This is a genomic window from Methanomassiliicoccales archaeon (assembly GCA_013415695.1).
Classification (GTDB): domain Archaea; phylum Thermoplasmatota; class Thermoplasmata; order Methanomassiliicoccales; family JAAEEP01; genus JAAEEP01.
Window position 1 is genome coordinate 139,603 of sequence record JAAEEP010000003.1, and the last position, 17,080, is coordinate 156,682.

18 protein-coding genes are annotated in these 17,080 nt (G+C 50.6%); 7 read left to right on the forward strand and 11 right to left on the reverse strand.

All coding sequences use genetic code 11. The features are described 5' to 3' along the window. The first annotated feature begins 108 nt into the window (after window positions 1-108). Window positions 109-366, forward strand: a complete 258-nt coding sequence (locus GKC03_02565) for a hypothetical protein (GenBank protein ID NYT11418.1) — start codon at window positions 109-111, stop codon at window positions 364-366. Here the strand turns inward: GKC03_02565 and GKC03_02570 are convergent. Genes GKC03_02570 through GKC03_02580 form a run of 3 tightly spaced genes read right to left on the reverse strand, consistent with a single transcriptional unit; the run spans window position 356 to window position 3,127 of the window. Continuing rightward, a complete protein-coding gene (locus tag GKC03_02570; protein ID NYT11419.1) occupies window positions 356-1,033 on the reverse strand; it encodes an endonuclease III in 678 nt (225 codons plus the stop codon). The genes GKC03_02565 and GKC03_02570 overlap by 11 nt on opposite strands. Continuing rightward, on the reverse strand, window positions 1,014-2,297 hold the full coding sequence (locus tag GKC03_02575) for a bifunctional folylpolyglutamate synthase/dihydrofolate synthase (protein ID NYT11420.1): 1,284 nt from the start codon (window positions 2,295-2,297) through the stop codon (window positions 1,014-1,016). The genes GKC03_02570 and GKC03_02575 overlap by 20 nt, the downstream gene beginning before the upstream one ends. Window positions 2,298-2,323: 26 nt before the next feature. After that, window positions 2,324-3,127 (reverse strand): hypothetical protein, encoded by an 804-nt coding sequence (locus GKC03_02580; protein ID NYT11421.1) that lies wholly within the window; start codon window positions 3,125-3,127, stop codon window positions 2,324-2,326. A gap of 119 nt (window positions 3,128-3,246) precedes the next feature. Here GKC03_02580 and GKC03_02585 point away from each other — a divergent pair, with 119 nt between their 5' ends. The 3 genes from GKC03_02585 (at window position 3,247) to GKC03_02595 (ending at window position 7,504) form a co-directional block, all read left to right on the forward strand. Then, entirely contained in the window at window positions 3,247-4,644 is a 1,398-nt protein-coding gene (locus tag GKC03_02585; protein ID NYT11422.1) for a CoA-binding protein, read from the forward strand. A gap of 49 nt (window positions 4,645-4,693) precedes the next feature. Then, the gene (gene nikR, locus GKC03_02590; protein ID NYT11423.1) at window positions 4,694-5,143 is read left to right on the forward strand and encodes a nickel-responsive transcriptional regulator NikR; all 450 of its coding nucleotides are present in this window, start codon (window positions 4,694-4,696) and stop codon (window positions 5,141-5,143) included. Window positions 5,144-5,227: 84 nt separating this feature from the next. Continuing rightward, window positions 5,228-7,504 carry a DNA topoisomerase I gene (locus GKC03_02595; protein NYT11424.1) on the forward strand — a complete coding sequence of 759 codons (2,277 nt, stop codon included), beginning with the start codon at window positions 5,228-5,230 and terminating at the stop codon, window positions 7,502-7,504. Here the strand turns inward: GKC03_02595 and GKC03_02600 are convergent. Beyond that, entirely contained in the window at window positions 7,498-8,946 is a 1,449-nt protein-coding gene (locus GKC03_02600) for a radical SAM protein (protein NYT11425.1), read from the reverse strand. The two genes, GKC03_02595 and GKC03_02600, sit on opposite strands and share 7 nt — an antisense overlap. 249 nt (window positions 8,947-9,195) lie before the next feature. Between GKC03_02600 and GKC03_02605 the strand changes: the two genes are divergently transcribed. Next, on the forward strand, window positions 9,196-9,573 hold the full coding sequence (locus GKC03_02605; protein ID NYT11426.1) for a hypothetical protein: 378 nt from the start codon (window positions 9,196-9,198) through the stop codon (window positions 9,571-9,573). Between the two features lie 185 nt (window positions 9,574-9,758). Here the strand turns inward: GKC03_02605 and GKC03_02610 are convergent, their stop codons facing one another. Together GKC03_02610 and GKC03_02615 are read right to left on the reverse strand one after the other, a co-directional pair. After that, window positions 9,759-10,358 carry a GTP-binding protein gene (locus tag GKC03_02610; GenBank protein NYT11427.1) on the reverse strand — a complete coding sequence of 200 codons (600 nt, stop codon included), beginning with the start codon at window positions 10,356-10,358 and terminating at the stop codon, window positions 9,759-9,761. A gap of 113 nt (window positions 10,359-10,471) precedes the next feature. Beyond that, window positions 10,472-10,774 (reverse strand): hypothetical protein, encoded by a 303-nt coding sequence (locus GKC03_02615; GenBank protein NYT11428.1) that lies wholly within the window; start codon window positions 10,772-10,774, stop codon window positions 10,472-10,474. Between the two features lie 393 nt (window positions 10,775-11,167). Here GKC03_02615 and GKC03_02620 point away from each other — a divergent pair, with 393 nt between their 5' ends. Then, complete coding sequence (locus GKC03_02620) at window positions 11,168-12,514, forward strand: MATE family efflux transporter (GenBank protein ID NYT11429.1); 1,347 nt, start codon at window positions 11,168-11,170, stop codon at window positions 12,512-12,514. Between the two features lies 1 nt (window position 12,515). Here the strand turns inward: GKC03_02620 and GKC03_02625 are convergent, their stop codons facing one another. Beyond that, window positions 12,516-12,959: an Lrp/AsnC family transcriptional regulator gene (locus tag GKC03_02625; GenBank protein ID NYT11430.1), complete on the reverse strand. Its 444-nt coding sequence runs from the start codon at window positions 12,957-12,959 to the stop codon at window positions 12,516-12,518. A 125-nt stretch (window positions 12,960-13,084) separates the two neighbouring features. Here GKC03_02625 and GKC03_02630 point away from each other — a divergent pair, with 125 nt between their 5' ends. Continuing rightward, window positions 13,085-13,540, forward strand: coding sequence for a hypothetical protein (locus GKC03_02630; protein NYT11431.1), 456 nt, complete (start codon window positions 13,085-13,087; stop codon window positions 13,538-13,540). Here the strand turns inward: GKC03_02630 and GKC03_02635 are convergent. From GKC03_02635 to eno, 4 genes are all read right to left on the reverse strand, one after another. Next, window positions 13,512-13,949, reverse strand: coding sequence for an OsmC family protein (locus GKC03_02635; GenBank protein NYT11432.1), 438 nt, complete (start codon window positions 13,947-13,949; stop codon window positions 13,512-13,514). The genes GKC03_02630 and GKC03_02635 overlap by 29 nt on opposite strands. Window positions 13,950-13,978: 29 nt before the next feature. After that, window positions 13,979-15,169, reverse strand: a complete 1,191-nt coding sequence (locus tag GKC03_02640; protein ID NYT11433.1) for a nicotinate phosphoribosyltransferase — start codon at window positions 15,167-15,169, stop codon at window positions 13,979-13,981. Then, on the reverse strand, window positions 15,166-15,696 hold the full coding sequence (locus GKC03_02645; GenBank protein ID NYT11434.1) for a cysteine hydrolase: 531 nt from the start codon (window positions 15,694-15,696) through the stop codon (window positions 15,166-15,168). The genes GKC03_02640 and GKC03_02645 overlap by 4 nt, the downstream gene beginning before the upstream one ends. A 77-nt stretch (window positions 15,697-15,773) precedes the next feature. Next, on the reverse strand, window positions 15,774-17,063 hold the full coding sequence (gene eno, locus GKC03_02650) for a phosphopyruvate hydratase (GenBank protein ID NYT11435.1): 1,290 nt from the start codon (window positions 17,061-17,063) through the stop codon (window positions 15,774-15,776). Between the last annotated feature and the right edge of the window lie 17 nt (window positions 17,064-17,080).

A 17,080-nucleotide genomic window follows, 5' to 3' on the forward strand; every position in this document is an offset into this window, starting at 1 on the left:
ATAGCCCACATGAAGCACTGGGAGAGCCAGGATAAGTTTCTTATACGGATATCCAGATATGAAGCCCAGGTCCAAATGCCAGATGAAAAGGAGCGTTCTAAGAAGCATATGACCCTGGAGGCGATTGTGGAAGGTAGGAAGATGGATGCCTACGTCGAGCACAGGACCAAAGAGATGCACATCTGTTGGATTTGCGGCTCGGTGGGTTACAAGAAGCTTCCCATGAAATCGGTCGGTGACCGGTGGATCTGCATCAACTGCCTGAGGGGGCTCAAGGAAACATTGGATTCTCTGGACCAGTGGGAAGTCGAGCTGGAGCTTGAGGAAGAGATGTCGAAGACCATTGACGAGAGCCTCAACCTCTGAGCCTATCGCCTGCTTTCAAAGAAACATAGTATTCGCACTTGGAACTGACTGGGCACTCCTCGCACTTTGGATTCCTTGGACGGCATATCTCCTGACCGAAGACCACAAGGAGCTTGTTGATATCCCTCCACAATCGGCGGGGAAAGACTTCTCGAAGAGCCATTTCCGTGTGTTCCGGATCCTTGGTCGAAACCAGGCCCATGCGATTTGAAATGCGGTGAACATGTGTGTCGACACAAATGGCGTCCTCTCCGAAAGCATATGCCAGTACGCAATTCGCTGTCTTTCTGCCGACCATCGGAAAAGTCAACAAGATATCGATATCTTTGGGTACCTTATCCGAGTGAAGTTCGTGAACCATTCGGGCGATCTCCTTGATGGCGGAGGCCTTGGCACTTGGAAATCCTGCAGGTCGCACCAGTTCCTCCAATTCCTGCAATGGCGCCAAGGCGACTTCCGAAGGAGTGTCATATTTGGAAAAGAGCATTTTCGAGGCGTTGTAGGTGTTTTCATCTTTGGTCCTCTGGGAGAGAACGGTGGAAATGAGGACGTGAAATGGATCCCTGTTCCATCCTGGCTTTCTTGCTCTGTTCCTACCGGGGTAGGCCTCCCCATATCCAGCATCCCTTATCTTCTCGAGGATCTGTTCAGCATCCTTGCTGGGCATCCCACCACCTCTTCGCTTCTCCTATGGTATAGAGGGAACCGGTCACCAGGATGGTATCTTCTGGGCAAGAGATATCTAACGCATGTTGAAGCGCATTGCCTACGTCATCCACTCTTTCCACCAAGGGACAATAAGGACGAAGCGCCTCCTCGACCTTTTCCGCCGAAAAAGAGCGCTTCGATCTTGGAGAGGTCGCTATCGCCCTTTTACAGAGACTTCCAAAGGCTTTAGCCATCTCACCAATGTCCTTGTCTCCAAGTACACCCATAACCAGGATCATATCCCCCTCTATCATGTTGCTCAGCTCGGCGGCCACTACCCTGGCACCATCTCCTGTATGAGTTGCATCGAGTATTACACGCGGTGAATGATGAATCGACTCAAGCCTTCCTGGCCATTTGGCACTTCTCATCCCTCTTACGACCAACTCGTCGCTCAGTTCTGGAAGACGCAGCTCATTCAGTGCCATGTACGCTAGGGCCATGTTCGCTGCCTGATAGCCACCAGCAAGCTTTGAAAAGAGTCTCGGTCCATCAAGAATTTCCATCTCGGTCCCTTCAAGCGATGTTTCAATAAGTCTGTACTTCAGGTCATTATTGAGAACCTTTAGGGGGGCTTCCAGCTCCTTTGCCCTATTCATGATGGTCTCCAGCCCCATTCCATTGGAGGCTCCGGTTACCGATGGAACTCTTCTCTTCAGGATCCCGGCCTTCTCGTAGGCTATCTGATCTATGTCGGTCCCCAGGTATTCTGTATGTTCGATTGCCAGCCTGGTTATCACCGCGCATTCCGGGTTCAGGATGTTGGTGGCATCCAATCTACCCCCCATTCCCACCTCAATGACTGCCCAGTCGACCTCCATCTCCGCGAAACGGGTGAAAGCCATGGCCGTTGTGAGCTCGAAGAACGTCATCCTCTTTTCTATAGATTCCTCGGCCATTGTACAAGAGAGGTCTCTGACCTCTTCAGCCAGACGAAGCATTTCCTTTTCTGGGAGGGGTACCCCATCGATCTGTATCCTCTCCCCGAAATCTACGATATGGGGCGATGTGTACATTCCTACTCTATATCCAGCCTCCATGAGAGATGATGCGGTGAGAGCACAGACCGACCCTTTTCCATTGGTCCCCCCCACATGGATCGAGCGATAGCTTTCTTGCGGATTTCCCATCATGTGCATGAGCTCGGTAATGTTCTCCAGACCGAACTTGATACCTCTGGCTTCCAGGCCAAAGAGCCAATCCAATGTTTCCCGGTAGTTCATCGACGGTTTGGAATCGCATAACTAGTCTATGGCATTTCCCCTTCGCGCGCCAGGACCCTTATGAAAGCCCGCACCGTCATTCCGTTTCTCTTGGCGGCGTGCCTAAGTGTCTTCATAATACCAGAACCGTACTGGGCGGCCTTCTTCTTTCGATCTGCGATCTCTCCCAGATCTAGAAGTCTTGCCACGTCTCTTAGAACGGCCTTGCGCTCGCTTCCTCTAAACTCCTCGGTGAGCGGGATCGACCGGACAACTTCCAAGACCACTGGGTTAACGTACGGACAATGAAGTTGCTTATCGTGGTGATTGACCAGATCCTTCTCGTAGATAAGTCCCTGCTCCAATAATCTGACCAGATCATCATGAATTGTCTGCTCCCTCTCCTCATCGCTCATCTCCACATATTTAGCATACCCGGCGAACAACTCGTCGGCTCCCTGTCCGCTGTATATATGGCACTCTTTGATCCTGGACGCTACCAGGAACAGGGGCATCTCGAATGAGATGGTGACCGGATTCGTGGTCGGAATTACCTTCACGATTTCGAAAATGGCTTCTATCAGATCCTGCTCTTCGACCACGATGCCCTCCCACGGAAGTCCAAGCATCTCAGCGGTCTGCTCGCCTATTGCAAGGTCAAAGGATCCATCTATGCCAACGGTATATAATTTAGGTCTAGAATGACTCGCCAATAACGTGGAAATTATGGTGCTGTCGAGTCCGCCAGAGAAGGCGACCGCAATGTCTCCATTCCCTACGTCCTCTGCGGTCGCCTGCTCAAGCGCTCCTAGCACCTTCTGAGCGTATTCGGAAATCTGTCCCCTGTTCATCGGCAATCCAGCTATGTAGGTTGTGTATAAACAGTTTCCCATGCTAGATGAGTTTGAAGTTGAAATTGGATAATGGAAGGGGCTATATATCTCGAAATCCCTCAGAAATGATGACGGTAATGTCACTTAGTTTGCTCTTCAATCCATCGAGCATTGCTGTGGTCGGTGCCTCTGACCATCCGGGAAAGGTGGGGAATGTCATCCTGGAAAACCTGAGGGCCAGCAGTACGAAGTTATTCGCGGTTAATCCCTACGATGATTATGTGGGTGGCATGGTGAGCTATCCCACGGTCATGGACATCCCAGAAACCCCCGATCTCGCGGTCATCGCCATCCCTGCCAAGTACGCAGTGGAGGTCGCAGCAGAATGTGCCGAGAAGGGGGTCTCTTTCATCATTCCGGTCGCCAGCGGTTTCTCGGAGATCGGAGGAGAGGGGGTGGAGCTGCAGAAGCAGCTCTCAATTGCCATAGAAGGGACGAAGACGAGAATATTGGGCCCAAACACCCTCGGCATCCTGGTACCGAGGAACCAGATCGATACGTTCTTCACTCCGACCGATAAGAGTCCAAGGCCCCATGACGGTTCGATAGCTGTTATCAGTCAGAGCGGCTCTGTCTTGACAGGCGTCTTCGAAATGGCCGAGAATGAGGGCGTAGGAGTCTCGGTATGTGTTGGTCTGGGCAACAAGGTGGACTTGAATGAGAACGATTTTCTCGAGTATCTGTTGGGCGATGAAAGTACCAAATGCATTGCGCTGTACCTCGAGTCTTTTGAGGATGGAAAAAAGTTCATAGACCTTGCAAGGAAGGTCACCCCCGTCAAACCGGTGGTCGCCATCAAAGCCGGAAGGACCGAGAGAGGAATTCGGGCTGCACAATCACACACCGGAGCGTTGGCCAGCTCATCTGACGTGCTTGTTGATGGCATCTTCAGGCAATTCGGGATATCCCGGGCGTATGATGTCACCGAGCTTCTAGACATGGCGAAGGGCATGGCATGGCTCGACCATATTAAAGGGCCAAGAATCGCCGTGGTCTCCTCGACGGGTGGTTTTGGGATCATCGCTGCCGACTACATCGAATCGTCGGTGAGGGGAGTTAACATGAAAATGGCGGAGTTGAGCGATGAGACCAAGAAACGAATCATCGACTCGTCGGTTTACTTCGCCACAGCTGACAACCCTATCGATCTGACAGGGGCGGTCACAGACAGCATGTACGATGCCGTACTGGCAACCTTACAGGAGGACGACGGTGTGGATGCCATTCTCCTCCTTGTTCAGCTCCAGGCACCGGGAACCACGGAGAGCGTGGTGGGGATTGCTCAGAGGTGGAGTAGGGAGGGCATTAAGCCGATCGTGGTGTGTTCGATCGGGGGAAGTTACTCCTGGGAAGTGTTGAAGAGGTTCGAGGAGAGATGCATACCGGCATACAATTCCCTCAAGAGGGCAATTTGGGTACTAAGGGGGCTCTGTGACAGGGGCATCTATTTGAGAAGAATTCGCGTTATCAAATAAAGACTGATAAATTTTATAGTAGAGTAATCTGCTTCATGTCTGGGTAGAGATGGAAAATGTAACTAGAATTGGGGTGTCGCTTGAGCCAGAACTATTGAAGAAGTTCGACAAGATAGTCGAGAAGAAAGGATACACTACGCGGTCTGAAGCGATAAGGGACCTTATCCGAAGGGCGCTCAATGAGGAAGGATGGAAACATGAGGGGCTGGAGATCATCGGTACGATCACCCTTGCCTACGACCACCACTCAGGCGGGGTTCAGGAGAGACTTATGGAGATCCAGCATGAGCACTATCCAAAGATCACATCAGCCCTCCACATTCACCTGGACCAGGAGAAGTGCCTTGAGGTCCTTCTGGTTCGGGGAATGGCCAATGAAGTGAAGCAGCTGGCAGATGAACTGACCTCGGTGAGAGGCGTTCTCCACGGAAAGATGACAATGACCTCGGTTCGTTCGCTTTCGCTTGGAGGGGAAGAGGATCAAGGGCACTTCCATTGAGCCAGTATACGTTCGAACATAAAATCGAGATTAGGCTACCGGCATCCCATATTTTTTATAATTAATCCTCTTTGCTCCGACCTGATGAGTAGTCTGATAATCTCTGAGAAGTCAAATGCAGCCGCAAGGATCGCTACCATCCTCTCGAATGGAAAGCAAAGGAAACAAAACGTACAGGGTATTCCTGTATTCGAATTCGATCGTGATGGGGAAGATTACAGCGTGGTAGGTCTCAGAGGTCACATCGTTCACCTTGATTATCCAAAGGAGATGAGAGACTGGGGTAAGACAGACCCCAAGAAACTGGCCTTGACCGAACCTGAGAAGAAGGTGACCGCGGGCAGACTCATCACTGTTCTCAGAGACCTCGCCCATTACAGCAATCAGATCATAATGGCCACCGATTACGACCGGGAGGGTGAGCTGATCGGTCTTGAGACGGTAAGAATGCTGGGCGTTGACGACAAGATCTTAAGGAGGGCCAAGTTCAGCGCTCTTACCAAACAAGAGATCGAAGAGGCTTTCTCCAATCTTACAGTTCCAGATGCAAAGTTGGCGGACTCTGCGGAGACCCGTCAGCTTATCGATTTGGCCTGGGGAGCATCTCTGACCAGGTTAATTTCACTTGCTTCGGGTCAGACTGGCCACAACTTCCTATCGGTTGGAAGAGTGCAGAGTCCCACCCTGAGCTTGATCGTTGATAAGCATATAGAAATTGAGAACTTTTTACCTGAACCATTCTGGTTAATCGGCGCGAAATTCAACAAGGTACGGAATTTCTTGGGAGAACATGTGAACAACCCCTTCCGTGACCGGAAGGTGGCCGACGCCATAATGGATAAGATCGAGAACGCCAGCCAGGGTACTGTCTCGCGGTTCGATGTCAAGGAAAAGGATGAGCTTCCACCGCCGCCCTTCAACACAACCATGCTTCTGGTGGAGGCGAATAAGATCGGGCTTCCGGCCTCCAAGGCCATGAAGGTGGCCGAGGACCTCTATACCGATGGTTTCATATCTTATCCCAGAACGGACAACACCGTGTACCCCAAGTCTCTTTCGCTCAAATTCATATTAGAGAGGCTCAAGGAATCTGAGTTCAAGAAGGAGGCGGAAGAGATCCTTTCCCAGGATCGAATCAGAGCCTCCATGGGTAAGGTTCAGACCACTGACCATCCTCCTATACATCCGGTAGCGCCGGCCACGAAGAAGAAACTTAAGGGAGACCGCTGGACGCTGTATGAGCTGATTACTCGTCGTTTCCTGGCGACGGTAGCACCCGCCGCGAAGGCTGAAGTAATCGATTGCGAGGTAGATGTTGAGGGAGAGGCATTCACCTCCAAGGGATACAGGATCCTAAAAGAGGGATGGAGAAAGTACTACCCATACTGGAGGGTGAGAGAGAACATACTTCCCAAACTGGAGAAAGGAGAGAACGTCGAAGTCCTCTCATTGGATGTCCAAGAAAGGATGACCCAGCCTCCATCTCACTACACTCAGGGGACACTCATTCAGCAGATGGAAAGGCTAGGATTAGGAACCAAGAGTACTAGACATGACATCGTCCAGAAACTCTATGACCGTAAGTATGTTGAAGGTGCGAACCTCATCCCGACAGCCAGTGGCATTGCGGTGGTCAAGAGCTTGGAGAAGCACGCAAGGACCATAACCGAGAGTAAGATGACCTCCACCTTGGAGAAGGATATGGAACGGATCGCGGAGGGCGAAATCACCCTGGAGGAAGTGGTCAAGGAATCCCAAGAGATGCTTCTGGGCGTTATCGAAGTCATGCAGGAGCACAAGGACGAGATTGGCTTTGAGATCCGACAGGCACTTCAAGAGCAACGATTCGTAGGCAAATGTCCAAAATGCGGCGGAGACCTCCGAGTTATCAGGTCCAGGAAGGGTCCGTTCATAGGTTGTTCCAATTACCCGGAATGCAAGAATGCATTTCCTCTTCCCAGATCAGCGAAATTGGAGACAACGGAGGAGAGATGCGATGTCTGCGAGCTTCCAAAGCTCAAGGTCATCCGCAAGGGACAGCCAGTCTCCATTCAATGCATCGATCCAAAGTGCGAGACCAACAAGGATCGAGGCAATTTGGGAAAATGCCCCAAGTGCGGTGGCGACCTCCGTATTCTGTACTCAAGAAGTGGAAAGAGGTTCGTGGGATGTTCTGGATATCCAGACTGCGACCAGACGTATCCACTTTTCCAGAGGGGCACCATAGTGCCCCGTGGTGAAGAATGCGATGAATGTGGTGCACCTGTCATTGATGTGAAGAACGGAAAAAGAATGACTCGGAAGTGCATAGATCCGGCCTGTTCCAAGAACAACAATGAGAATGGCAAGATGGATCAGTGAATGGTCTCAATCCTCTCGATAGGGATTTCATCCTCTATCTCTATCCGTTTCAGAATGGCGTCGTAGTGGCGCTGATTTTTCACGCATCCTGGATCTGGTGCGAGGTAGTTGTTGAAGTAATTGTAGGCGCGGGCCCGGCAGCCTCCACAGTGATACCTGTATTCACATGAGCCGCAGTTGTCCTGAAGTATCTCCTTGTTCCTGAGATCTCCCAAGATATCATTGTTCCTCCAGATCTCCATGAGGTCGTCCTCCCTCACATTTCCAACTGTAAGTGGAAAGAAGACACAGGGATCTATGTCTCCATTGGCTCGGATGGCCAAATAGAATCTCCCAGCTCCGCATCCACCAATGAACTCAGTTATGCTGAACAGATCCTCGCCGACCCTTGTGTTGTTGAAGTGAGTAGGAACGACCAGGGTTCCCGTTCCCGAACAATGCTGAAGCGCCACTCTGGCGAACTGAGGGGCCGTTGTGAGAAGTTCGCAGTCTACATCCTCCATCCGGGAGAATAGCATGTTGAGCATCTCCTCCCTCTCATCGGGTGAGAGATCTATATCAATCACCTCCCGGCCCCTTCCTGTTGGTACGAAATTGTATAACATGAACCACTCGACTCCAAGCTCCTCACACAGGTCGATAATGGCCGGAATCTCGCTGTAATTGGCCTTGGTCGCGGTTGTTGCGACATTGACGAATAAGTCCGCATCCACGCAGTTCTTGATGCCTTGAATTGTCCTGTCGAAAGCTCCCGATGCGCCTCTGAAGGCATCGTGGACTTCAGCTGTTGCCCCATCAAGGCTTATTTGGAGATATTTCACTCCAGCTTCCTTTGCTTCTCTTACTCTCTCCTTTGTCAACAGGGTCCCGTTGGTTGCGAATGAGACATACATCCCATTGTCAGATGCCCTCTTGACCATCTCCATTATGTTCCCACGAACCAGTGGTTCCCCTCCAGAGAACGCAAGTATGGTAACGCCCATGTCCGAGAGGCGGTCCACCAATTCAAGCGCTTCCGCATCGCTGAGCTCGTCCTCCCTCTTCTTTCCAGCCTCAGCATAGCAATGCCTGCAATTGAGGTTGCAGGCATAGGTCACATCCCATACGACTTGAAAGGGGGAACCTGGAATGAATGGTCGGTTGACCCCGAAGTCAGCAACTCCTCTGATAACCGAACTCAATGCCTTCCTATAATAAGAGTTCGTGAAGGCAGACTTTATCTCCTCCTCCTTAACACCGAAGGCTTTTGCACCCCTTTTGATCACTGAAGAAAGAGGCTTCAGAGCCATCTTGCATTTATAGCAGGCTGTATCCCTCTCTCCCACATACAGCTCCAGGGCAACTTCCAGCCTGTTCTTGCCATCAGTTTCACAATAGTTGCTCATGCCTGAGAGAACCTTACGGGTAACAGGGTTACCTATCATAGTCTTGAGCACTTGAATGGTCGTCCCGGCTTTCATGCTGAACCCCTCCTATGAATGATCAGGAGGCCGTTAGATACTTTGTGTGAAAGATATTTCTTTCTTCCCACCAAGCTTGGTTAATACTACATATTGGCCGATATTTATATTTTATTTTTACCAAAAATACATTCCAGGGCCTAAAATGGATTCCCTTATTTCACCTGATTAAGGACATTGGATCTCGAGAGGGTTTGGTGAATCTTTCAATGACTGTTGACCATTTATTCAGTGGCGGTGCTCTTCTTTGTGCTCATGATGATCGTGGTCATGTTCATCGTCATGTTCTTCGTGATGGTCATGTTCTTCGTGATGGTCATGTTCTTCGTGATGGTCATGTTCTTCGTGATGGTCATGTTCTTCGTGATGGTCATGTTCTTCGTGATGGTCATGTTCATGCTCAATCTCTTCGCCTTCAAGCAACTCTACGATCACTTTGCTACCATTTCCAGAGAAGAAATCTTCAGTCCTCAATTCAACGATAGTATTGACAATATCTGTATTGAGTCCATATATCATGACGTTGAGAACCATGTCGAAACCGTTAGCATCGCCCAGTTGTCCATCAGTTCTTACCTTACCATCATGGTTAGTGACGCTACAGGCTAGATAGCCGTCCCCCTTGACTTCTGAAATGGATTTGATGTGCCCGATGAGTTTTACCCCTACCTTAACACAATCCAAGGAAATCTTTGACATGAATTCCGTTATCAGGGCATTGAGCTGTTCCTTGGAAACCGTGTTTTCGAAATCAACGCTTATTCTAGCGCCGTAGCCAGTGAAATCCTCTGTGATCATTGATTCACCATGACTTCAATGACATCATCGATATTGGTTCTTTCCGTGGCTGAGACCCGAATAATCTTTCCCTTGAAACCAATCTCTCTCAGCCTTGCCTCAATACTGTCGATGTCAGTGCCGTTCATCTCATCGATCTTGTTTAAAACGATGGCATCTGCGGATGTGACCTGCTTCTCGAATGGAACACCCATGGTCTTGGAGATCTTCTCAAACCTCGCTACATCCATTACTACTATGCTTCTAATATATTCCAAGGGAGGTCCGTGATAAGCGTCCAAGGTGTCCACGATCTGCTGAGGGTGTGCAATGCCACTGGGTTCTATCACTATGAAATCAGGAGACATGTTGACGGCAAGTTTCTGAACTGTGTCCAGAAGGAAGGATCCAAGGGAGCAGCAAATGCATCCTCCCTGCACTTCCTTCACATCGAGGCCATATTTCTCCATGATCTTTCCATCGATGTTAACCTTCCCGAAATCATTCACGATGATGCCAGTCTTCTGTCCTGTGACTTCATTCAATCTCTCAATAGTTGAGAGAATAAGAGTGGTCTTACCTGATCCAAGGAAACCCGCTACAATGATCACCTTCATGAGTACACAACCTACGCCAATGGCTTGGGATTTAAACTCGAGAACCCTATTTAACTCTAAGTCAAATACCTTACCTCAGGTTGAAGTTGAAATATGATGGGACACTCATCCAATCAGCTGTATAGCCAACCTTCATCCTCCTCGGAGTACAGGATCCTCATTTCCTCCAATTCCTCCGAGATTCTCTGGTTGCGGCAATAACTGCATTCCACATCTTTTCCGAGTTTCCTCTTCAATGAGACAGTGGTCGAATCCAATTCCGCGATTGCCCCACAAGTGCAGAATGCCTTGTTCATGCTTGATCGGTAAAGCAAATTCCAACTTCCCTTCTTCTCAAACGCGATATACGACAAAGCTTCGGTACTAGAGATCCCTAGCTCTGCGTCGCTTTCTGAGATGAGGCCGGATCCTTTCACCTCAATATGACCTTCACTCTCGATAGCTTTAGCTATACCTTCATCAATGTTCGTGGCCCTCCCCCCCGGTTAGACCTAGGACATGCTATGAAGCTCAACGCATCCCTTGCTCGGTATTACGTCCGACAAGCTTCCTTCCGAATACTAAAAGTAAGCCGAAGAAACAATTTAAACATTTCGTTATCGGCGTTGAAGAATCATCCTCGATATGGATAGTGAGAACAACTATGAAAAATGCCTGGCTAGGTCGATTTTCAGAGGCTTCGAATGGCTAAGATTTGTATCCGCATTTCGTAATCTACTTTCCCTAGTCGCTGCTTTAGTATCTTCATCAAGGGTTTCGGAAAATGAGAAGGGGTGCACGTTTATATCGGTCCTCTCATTCTGCCCTGTATGCCGAACGGGAGGTTCTTCCGGCTAGCTTTGGACAAAGAGATTTTCAGCCTTGCCTGGCCAGTCATAATTAGCAATCTCCTGCAGACTGTCACCATGTTCGTGGATCTGCTCATGGTAGGCCAGCTTGGGCACGAGGCTCTGGCCGCGGTAGGATTGGGCAGCCAGGTCTTGTTCTTCATCTGGGCTATCATGATGGGGTTGAGCACTGGAACGATAGCTATCGTGGCCAGGCGTTCTGGGGAGGGTGACACGAACCGGGCGGACAACGTCCTCAAGCAATCTGTGGTCCTTGGAGTCCTGATATCCATTCCCGTAGCACTTCTTGGATCCTTTTTTGGTTACCAGATGCTCTCAGTCTTCGGCGCGGAGGAACAGGTTGTTTCCCTCGGATACGAATATATTTCATTACTATTCCTGGCCTCTCCCGCAATATTCGTTTTCTTCATCGCTTCCTCAGCTCTCAGGGGTGTAGGAGATACAAAGACACCATTGTATGTGTCAGCTTTGCTCAACCTCATCAACTTCATTATGAACTACTGTCTGATCTTTGGTAACTTCGGCTTTCCACAGCTGGGCGTCAGAGGAGCCGCCTTGGGGACGACAATAGCTTTTGCTATCTCATTACTCGTCTACGTAATACTCCTGCGCAGGAAGAGCAGTCGGATTCATCTCAAGAGAGAGGGGGCGTACTTTACTCTAGATACCATACGATCGATCCTCCACATTGGGACCCCCTCGGCTCTTGAACAGGCACTGATACAGTTCGGATTCGTAGTTTATATTGCATTCATTGTGTCCTTCGGGACGGAGGCCCTCGCCGCTCACAATATCGGCGCTAGAATCCAGTCCCTGGCATTTATGCCCGGATTCGGTTTTGCGATTGCCACTACTACCATGGTGGGTCAGAGCCTTGGTTCAAAGGAACCTGATAAAGCTGAGAAAAGCGGATGGGAGGGGTCAAAACTTTCCTTCATTACTATGACTTCAACCGGGCTGCTGATGGTCATCCTGGCAGATCCGATATCGAAACTGTTCACTACCGATAACATTGTTCTCGCCCTCTCAAATGACTGGATTGCCCTGTTGGCTCTGGCGACCCCTGCCGTTGGCATACATTTCACCATGGCTGGAGGCCTTCAAGGGGCAGGGGATACCCGATGGCCTCTTTACGTCTCGTTCATCGGTCTTTACATTGTGAGGCTGCCCCTGGCATACTTCTTAGGATTCATGACGCCTCTGGGCGTGCAAGGCGTATGGCTCTCGATGTCTCTTGAGTACTATGTTCGTGCAGCGATAATCACAAATAGATTTAGAAAGGGGAAGTGGAAGAAGATATCTGTTTGAGCTAGAGCTCATCCTTCACCGTTGAGAAGGAAACGCATGTGAGCGTTCCGCCGACACCTTCCATTCCACGGATCTCATCGATGACTAAAGAACCGATGCTCTCCATGCTCTTTCCCCTCATCTTCACCATGATATCATACTCTCCCGATATCAAGTGAACCCCAAAAACACCTTCCAGCTTGGAAATCCTGTTCGCTAGGTCCCTCTGAGAGACAGAATGTGTGGGGAGGAATGATACCAGTATGAATGCGGTCACGGGCATTCCTAGTTGGGCGTAATCCGAGACGACCGTAAATCCCTTGATCACCCCTTTTTGACCCATCTTCTTAATTCGTTCGTGCACTGTCGCTCGAGGTATACCAAGTGCATTCGCTATCTGGTTGGTACTCCGCCTTGAATCAGACTTTAATTCCCTCAGTATGGCTAAGTCCTTCTCGTCCACCATCATCCCCTTAATGTTCTACTTGTAGAATAATACTTTCCATGACATAAAGACCCTTATTGAATGGATATTTGCGATGAACGGATAGAAAATGGTATTATCACCGGATACGAATAATTAATTGCACGATGAAATCCTTGAAAGACCTTATACCAGATGACAGAAGGCGGTGGTTACTCTCAAAGCTGGAGAGGATTATGAACCGCATAGAACAAGATGACCTCCCAATGGTCATAAGTGAGGTCTACCTCTTCGGATCATTCCTCAAAGATGAGGAAGTTCCCAATGACATTGATATTCTCATTCTTTACGACTCAAACAAGACCGCAGAGATGTACGAGCACACGGATAGCAGTGGAAAAACACGTTGGATGATGTGGGATCTCAGGACTTCCCCTTCACGCCTGAGGGGGTGTCTGAAGAAAAATTCCGAGAGAAGCATCGACCTCAATATCTGCCCCACCTTGGAGGCGTTCCAAAACGACCTTGAATATGAGATGGACATCTGGCTCAGTATATGGACACCGGAAGACAGGGATTGGAAGAGCAGGCTTTTCAGTCACTTCCTCTCGCTGAGGGAATGACCTCGACCTCGATGTCGATTCCCTCTCTCACGCTCTGTGTAACGATGCAGTAGTCCTTGAAGACCGCGATACATCTTTTCGCTCTTTCCAGATCGTCAACTTCAGGTTCCAACTTGAGACATATTTTCGTGAGGCGGAGTCTGCCGTTATCATTCCTTTCCACCTTGGTGAGTATCTCCGCCTTCATGGATCCCGCCTCAACCCTGGAACGTTCAAAGCAGTACAATAGCGAGGCAGACATGCAGTGTCCCATGGCGGCGGCAAGCATGTGACCTGCATGCGGATGCTCGCCACTTCCCAGAGGTCGGGGCTCTGACATCATCACAGATTCCATTCCATCCTTGAATCTTACAATGAAGTCATATCCCGAAACGCGCTCCACCTCTACCCTGAACTCAGTCTCCTTCATCGATAGGTGAAGAGCTTGAAGGTAGAAAATTATAGCTCCACCTTTGCGAGTTGCTTGAGAACATTATCTCTCAATTTCCCTGGTGAGAGCGGCTCGCTGATCCTCTTTCCAGACTTGATGAGCATCTTCTCCGCCGCCTCCATTTCAGTTCCGCAGGGATCGCAGACAGGGATCTCCTCCGCGCCGAAAGGCAGGACTAAGAACTCAAGGCATTCAGGACATCTAAAGACCAGTTTCCTTCCTCCCAGCTTACCTCTTTTCGCCACTGGAACTCCCTTCATCTCCACAATATCCATAGCGAAGTCCACGGTAGGGGCATTACTGATGCTAGTTCCCACTCCGAAACCGTCAACTGGTACATCAGAAAGAGAAAGTATCTTCTTCTCATCGAGACCCCCGGAAGCGATGATGTCGACATGCCCGTAACCACGGATGTCCATCTCCCAGCGAACTTCCCTGATCAGCTCGGGAAACGAACCCCTTCGAGAGCCGGGTGTGTCAAGTCGTACCGCGTTCAGATCCTTGATCGATTCGCAGGCCAAAATGGCGTTGATCTTTTCGTCTGTGTATGTATCTATAAGGGCGACTCTTGGAACATCCCTGTCCACGACCTCATCGAATGCCCTGTAGGCATTCCCCTCATTTCCGAACATTATCATGAGTGAATGAGGCATCGTTCCGGAGGGTTTCTCATCAATGGTCTCGGCCCCGATCAGGGAGGATACACCATCGCATCCTCCAATAAAGGACGCCCTATCTAGGGCGGGGGCCAGGAACGGATTCATTCTCCTTATCCCAAAGGCGATCACCCTCCGATCGCCGGCAGCCCACTTGCACCTTGCGGCCATGGTCGCCACCCCCGACTCATGGCACATGAAACCCAAGCAAGGGGTTTCATATATGCAGTAATCTGAGTAAGATCCGTTAATGGTGAGCACAGGTACCCTGTTTCCTCTGATGTCCCTAGCCCTGAATACCGTTCCCTCAGGCAACCCCCAAAGGTCGACATTCCTTCCTTCCAGGAGATTCATTGCCTCCTCCGCCCCGCAGAGAACCGCCCAGGGCCAGCTACCGGGCAGTGAGCTCACCGTGAATTCGGAGAGCGCTTGCTGTTCTAGCATTCCCTTGGCCTTCAGTATCTCCATGGTCCTCGAGAAGTAGACGTCGGTGGTCAGACCTTCCATCAGCTCCTCCTCCGTGGCAACGAAGAAGCGTTTCAGTTGATCACCTGTTCAAGGTCAATGATCTTCGCATGGTATAGATCGGCCATCTCCTTGAGGGCGCCCTCGTGGGCCTCCTGTGAGATCGAGTTCACGCACCCCTTTGGCACCACGATCGAGTAATTCCTGACGAAGGCCTCCGCCGCGGCGAGCTTGATGCAGATGTCGGTGAGGAGACCGCAGAGGATTACCTCCTTCACCCCCATGTCGGTGAGTATCTCGTCCAGGCCCGTATCATGGAAGCTGAAGTAGGTGGACTTCTCGAGCACTATCTCACCTGGTAGAGGTTCCAGCTCCGGGATTATATCCGCGTCCTCGGTCCCCTTCATCGCGTGTTCCCCCCATACCTCGAGCTCCAGATCATCCTCCTCATGGGCATCCGTCACATAGATTACCGGGATCCCCTTGGCCCTGGCCTTGTCCAGCAGCCTTTCGATGCAGGGTATCACCGACCGTGACCTCTCTCCGCCCAGCTTTCCGTATACGAACTCGTTGAGCATGTCTATGACCACAACCGCCTTGTCCATGCCATCTCCTCTATTGGAATCTAACCCGGCGATTAAATCCTTTTTCCCATTGCTAGGTCCGGTCATCCACCTGAGCCTCACGGCCGATAGGGCTTCATGGTGAAGGCATCCCTACCGGGATACACGGCCCTGGGACCCAGGGCCTCCTCGATCCTCATCAAGCGGTTGTATTTGGCGGTCCTCTCCCCTCTGGCAGGTGCCCCTGTCTTTAGCTGACCAGACTGAAGTGCCACAACTATATCGGCTATGGTAGTGTCCTCCGTCTCTCCGGATCTGTGGCTAACGACCACGTTGTAGCCAGCCGCGAAGGAAATATTGGCTGCCTCGAATGCCTCTGTTAGGGTGCCGATCTGGTTGACCTTGAGCAGAAGCGCATTCCCAGCTCCCTGAGAGATTGCCTTCTTCACCCTCAGGGGATTGGTGACAAAGAGATCGTCACCAACGATCTGCACTTTGTCTCCCATGCGTACGGTCATGTCCGTCATGGTGTCGAACGCCTCCTCCTCCACTGGATCCTCCAGGCTCACCAGGGGGAAGGTGTCCACCAAGTCATCATAATAGTCCACTATGCCAGCTGGATCTAGTTCTCTCCCGTCGACGGTGTAGATCCCTTTGGAGTAGAATTCACTTGCGGCAGCGTCCAAAGCCATCAACACATCCTTTCCGGGCTCGTATCCTGCGGACTCGATCGCATTACTTATAACCTCAAGAGCCTCTGGTGCAGAGTCCAACGGGGGAGCGAAGCCTCCCTCATCCCCTACGTTGATCGCCCCCTTGCCGTAATTCTTCTTCAGGATGGACTTGAGGGCATGATAGACTTCCGCAGCAACTCTCATCGCTTCCGTGAAGCTTCTTGCACCGGTCGGCGCGATCATGAATTCTTGAATCTTCAGATCGCTACCGGCGTGCTTGCCGCCGTTGATGATGTTCAGCATAGGTACCGGTAATGCCCTGCTCCCTGGGCCAAGGTGTTCATGGAGCTCCACGCATTTGACATTCGCACCGGCATGTGCACATGCCATTGAAACCGCAGTAAGAGCATTCCCCCCAAGTTTCGATTTATTGGGAGTGCCATCAAGTTCGATCATGGCCCTGTCAATACCCTCCTGGTCGGTGACATCCATGCCTACCAGCATCTTGGCGATGGGGCCTCTGACATTTGCCACTGCTTTCTCCACGGATTTTCCCATGAATGCATCACCGCCATCCCGAAGCTCGAGAGCCTCGTAGGTGCCGGTGGAAGCGCCCGATGGCGCTATGGCCCTGGCAATAACATCCTTAGTGAAAACCTCCGCCTCTACGGTTGGGTTACCCCTGGAATCCAGTACCTGTCTGGCCCAGACCTTGATAATCTCGATATCTCCCATTTGGAATATCTCCCATA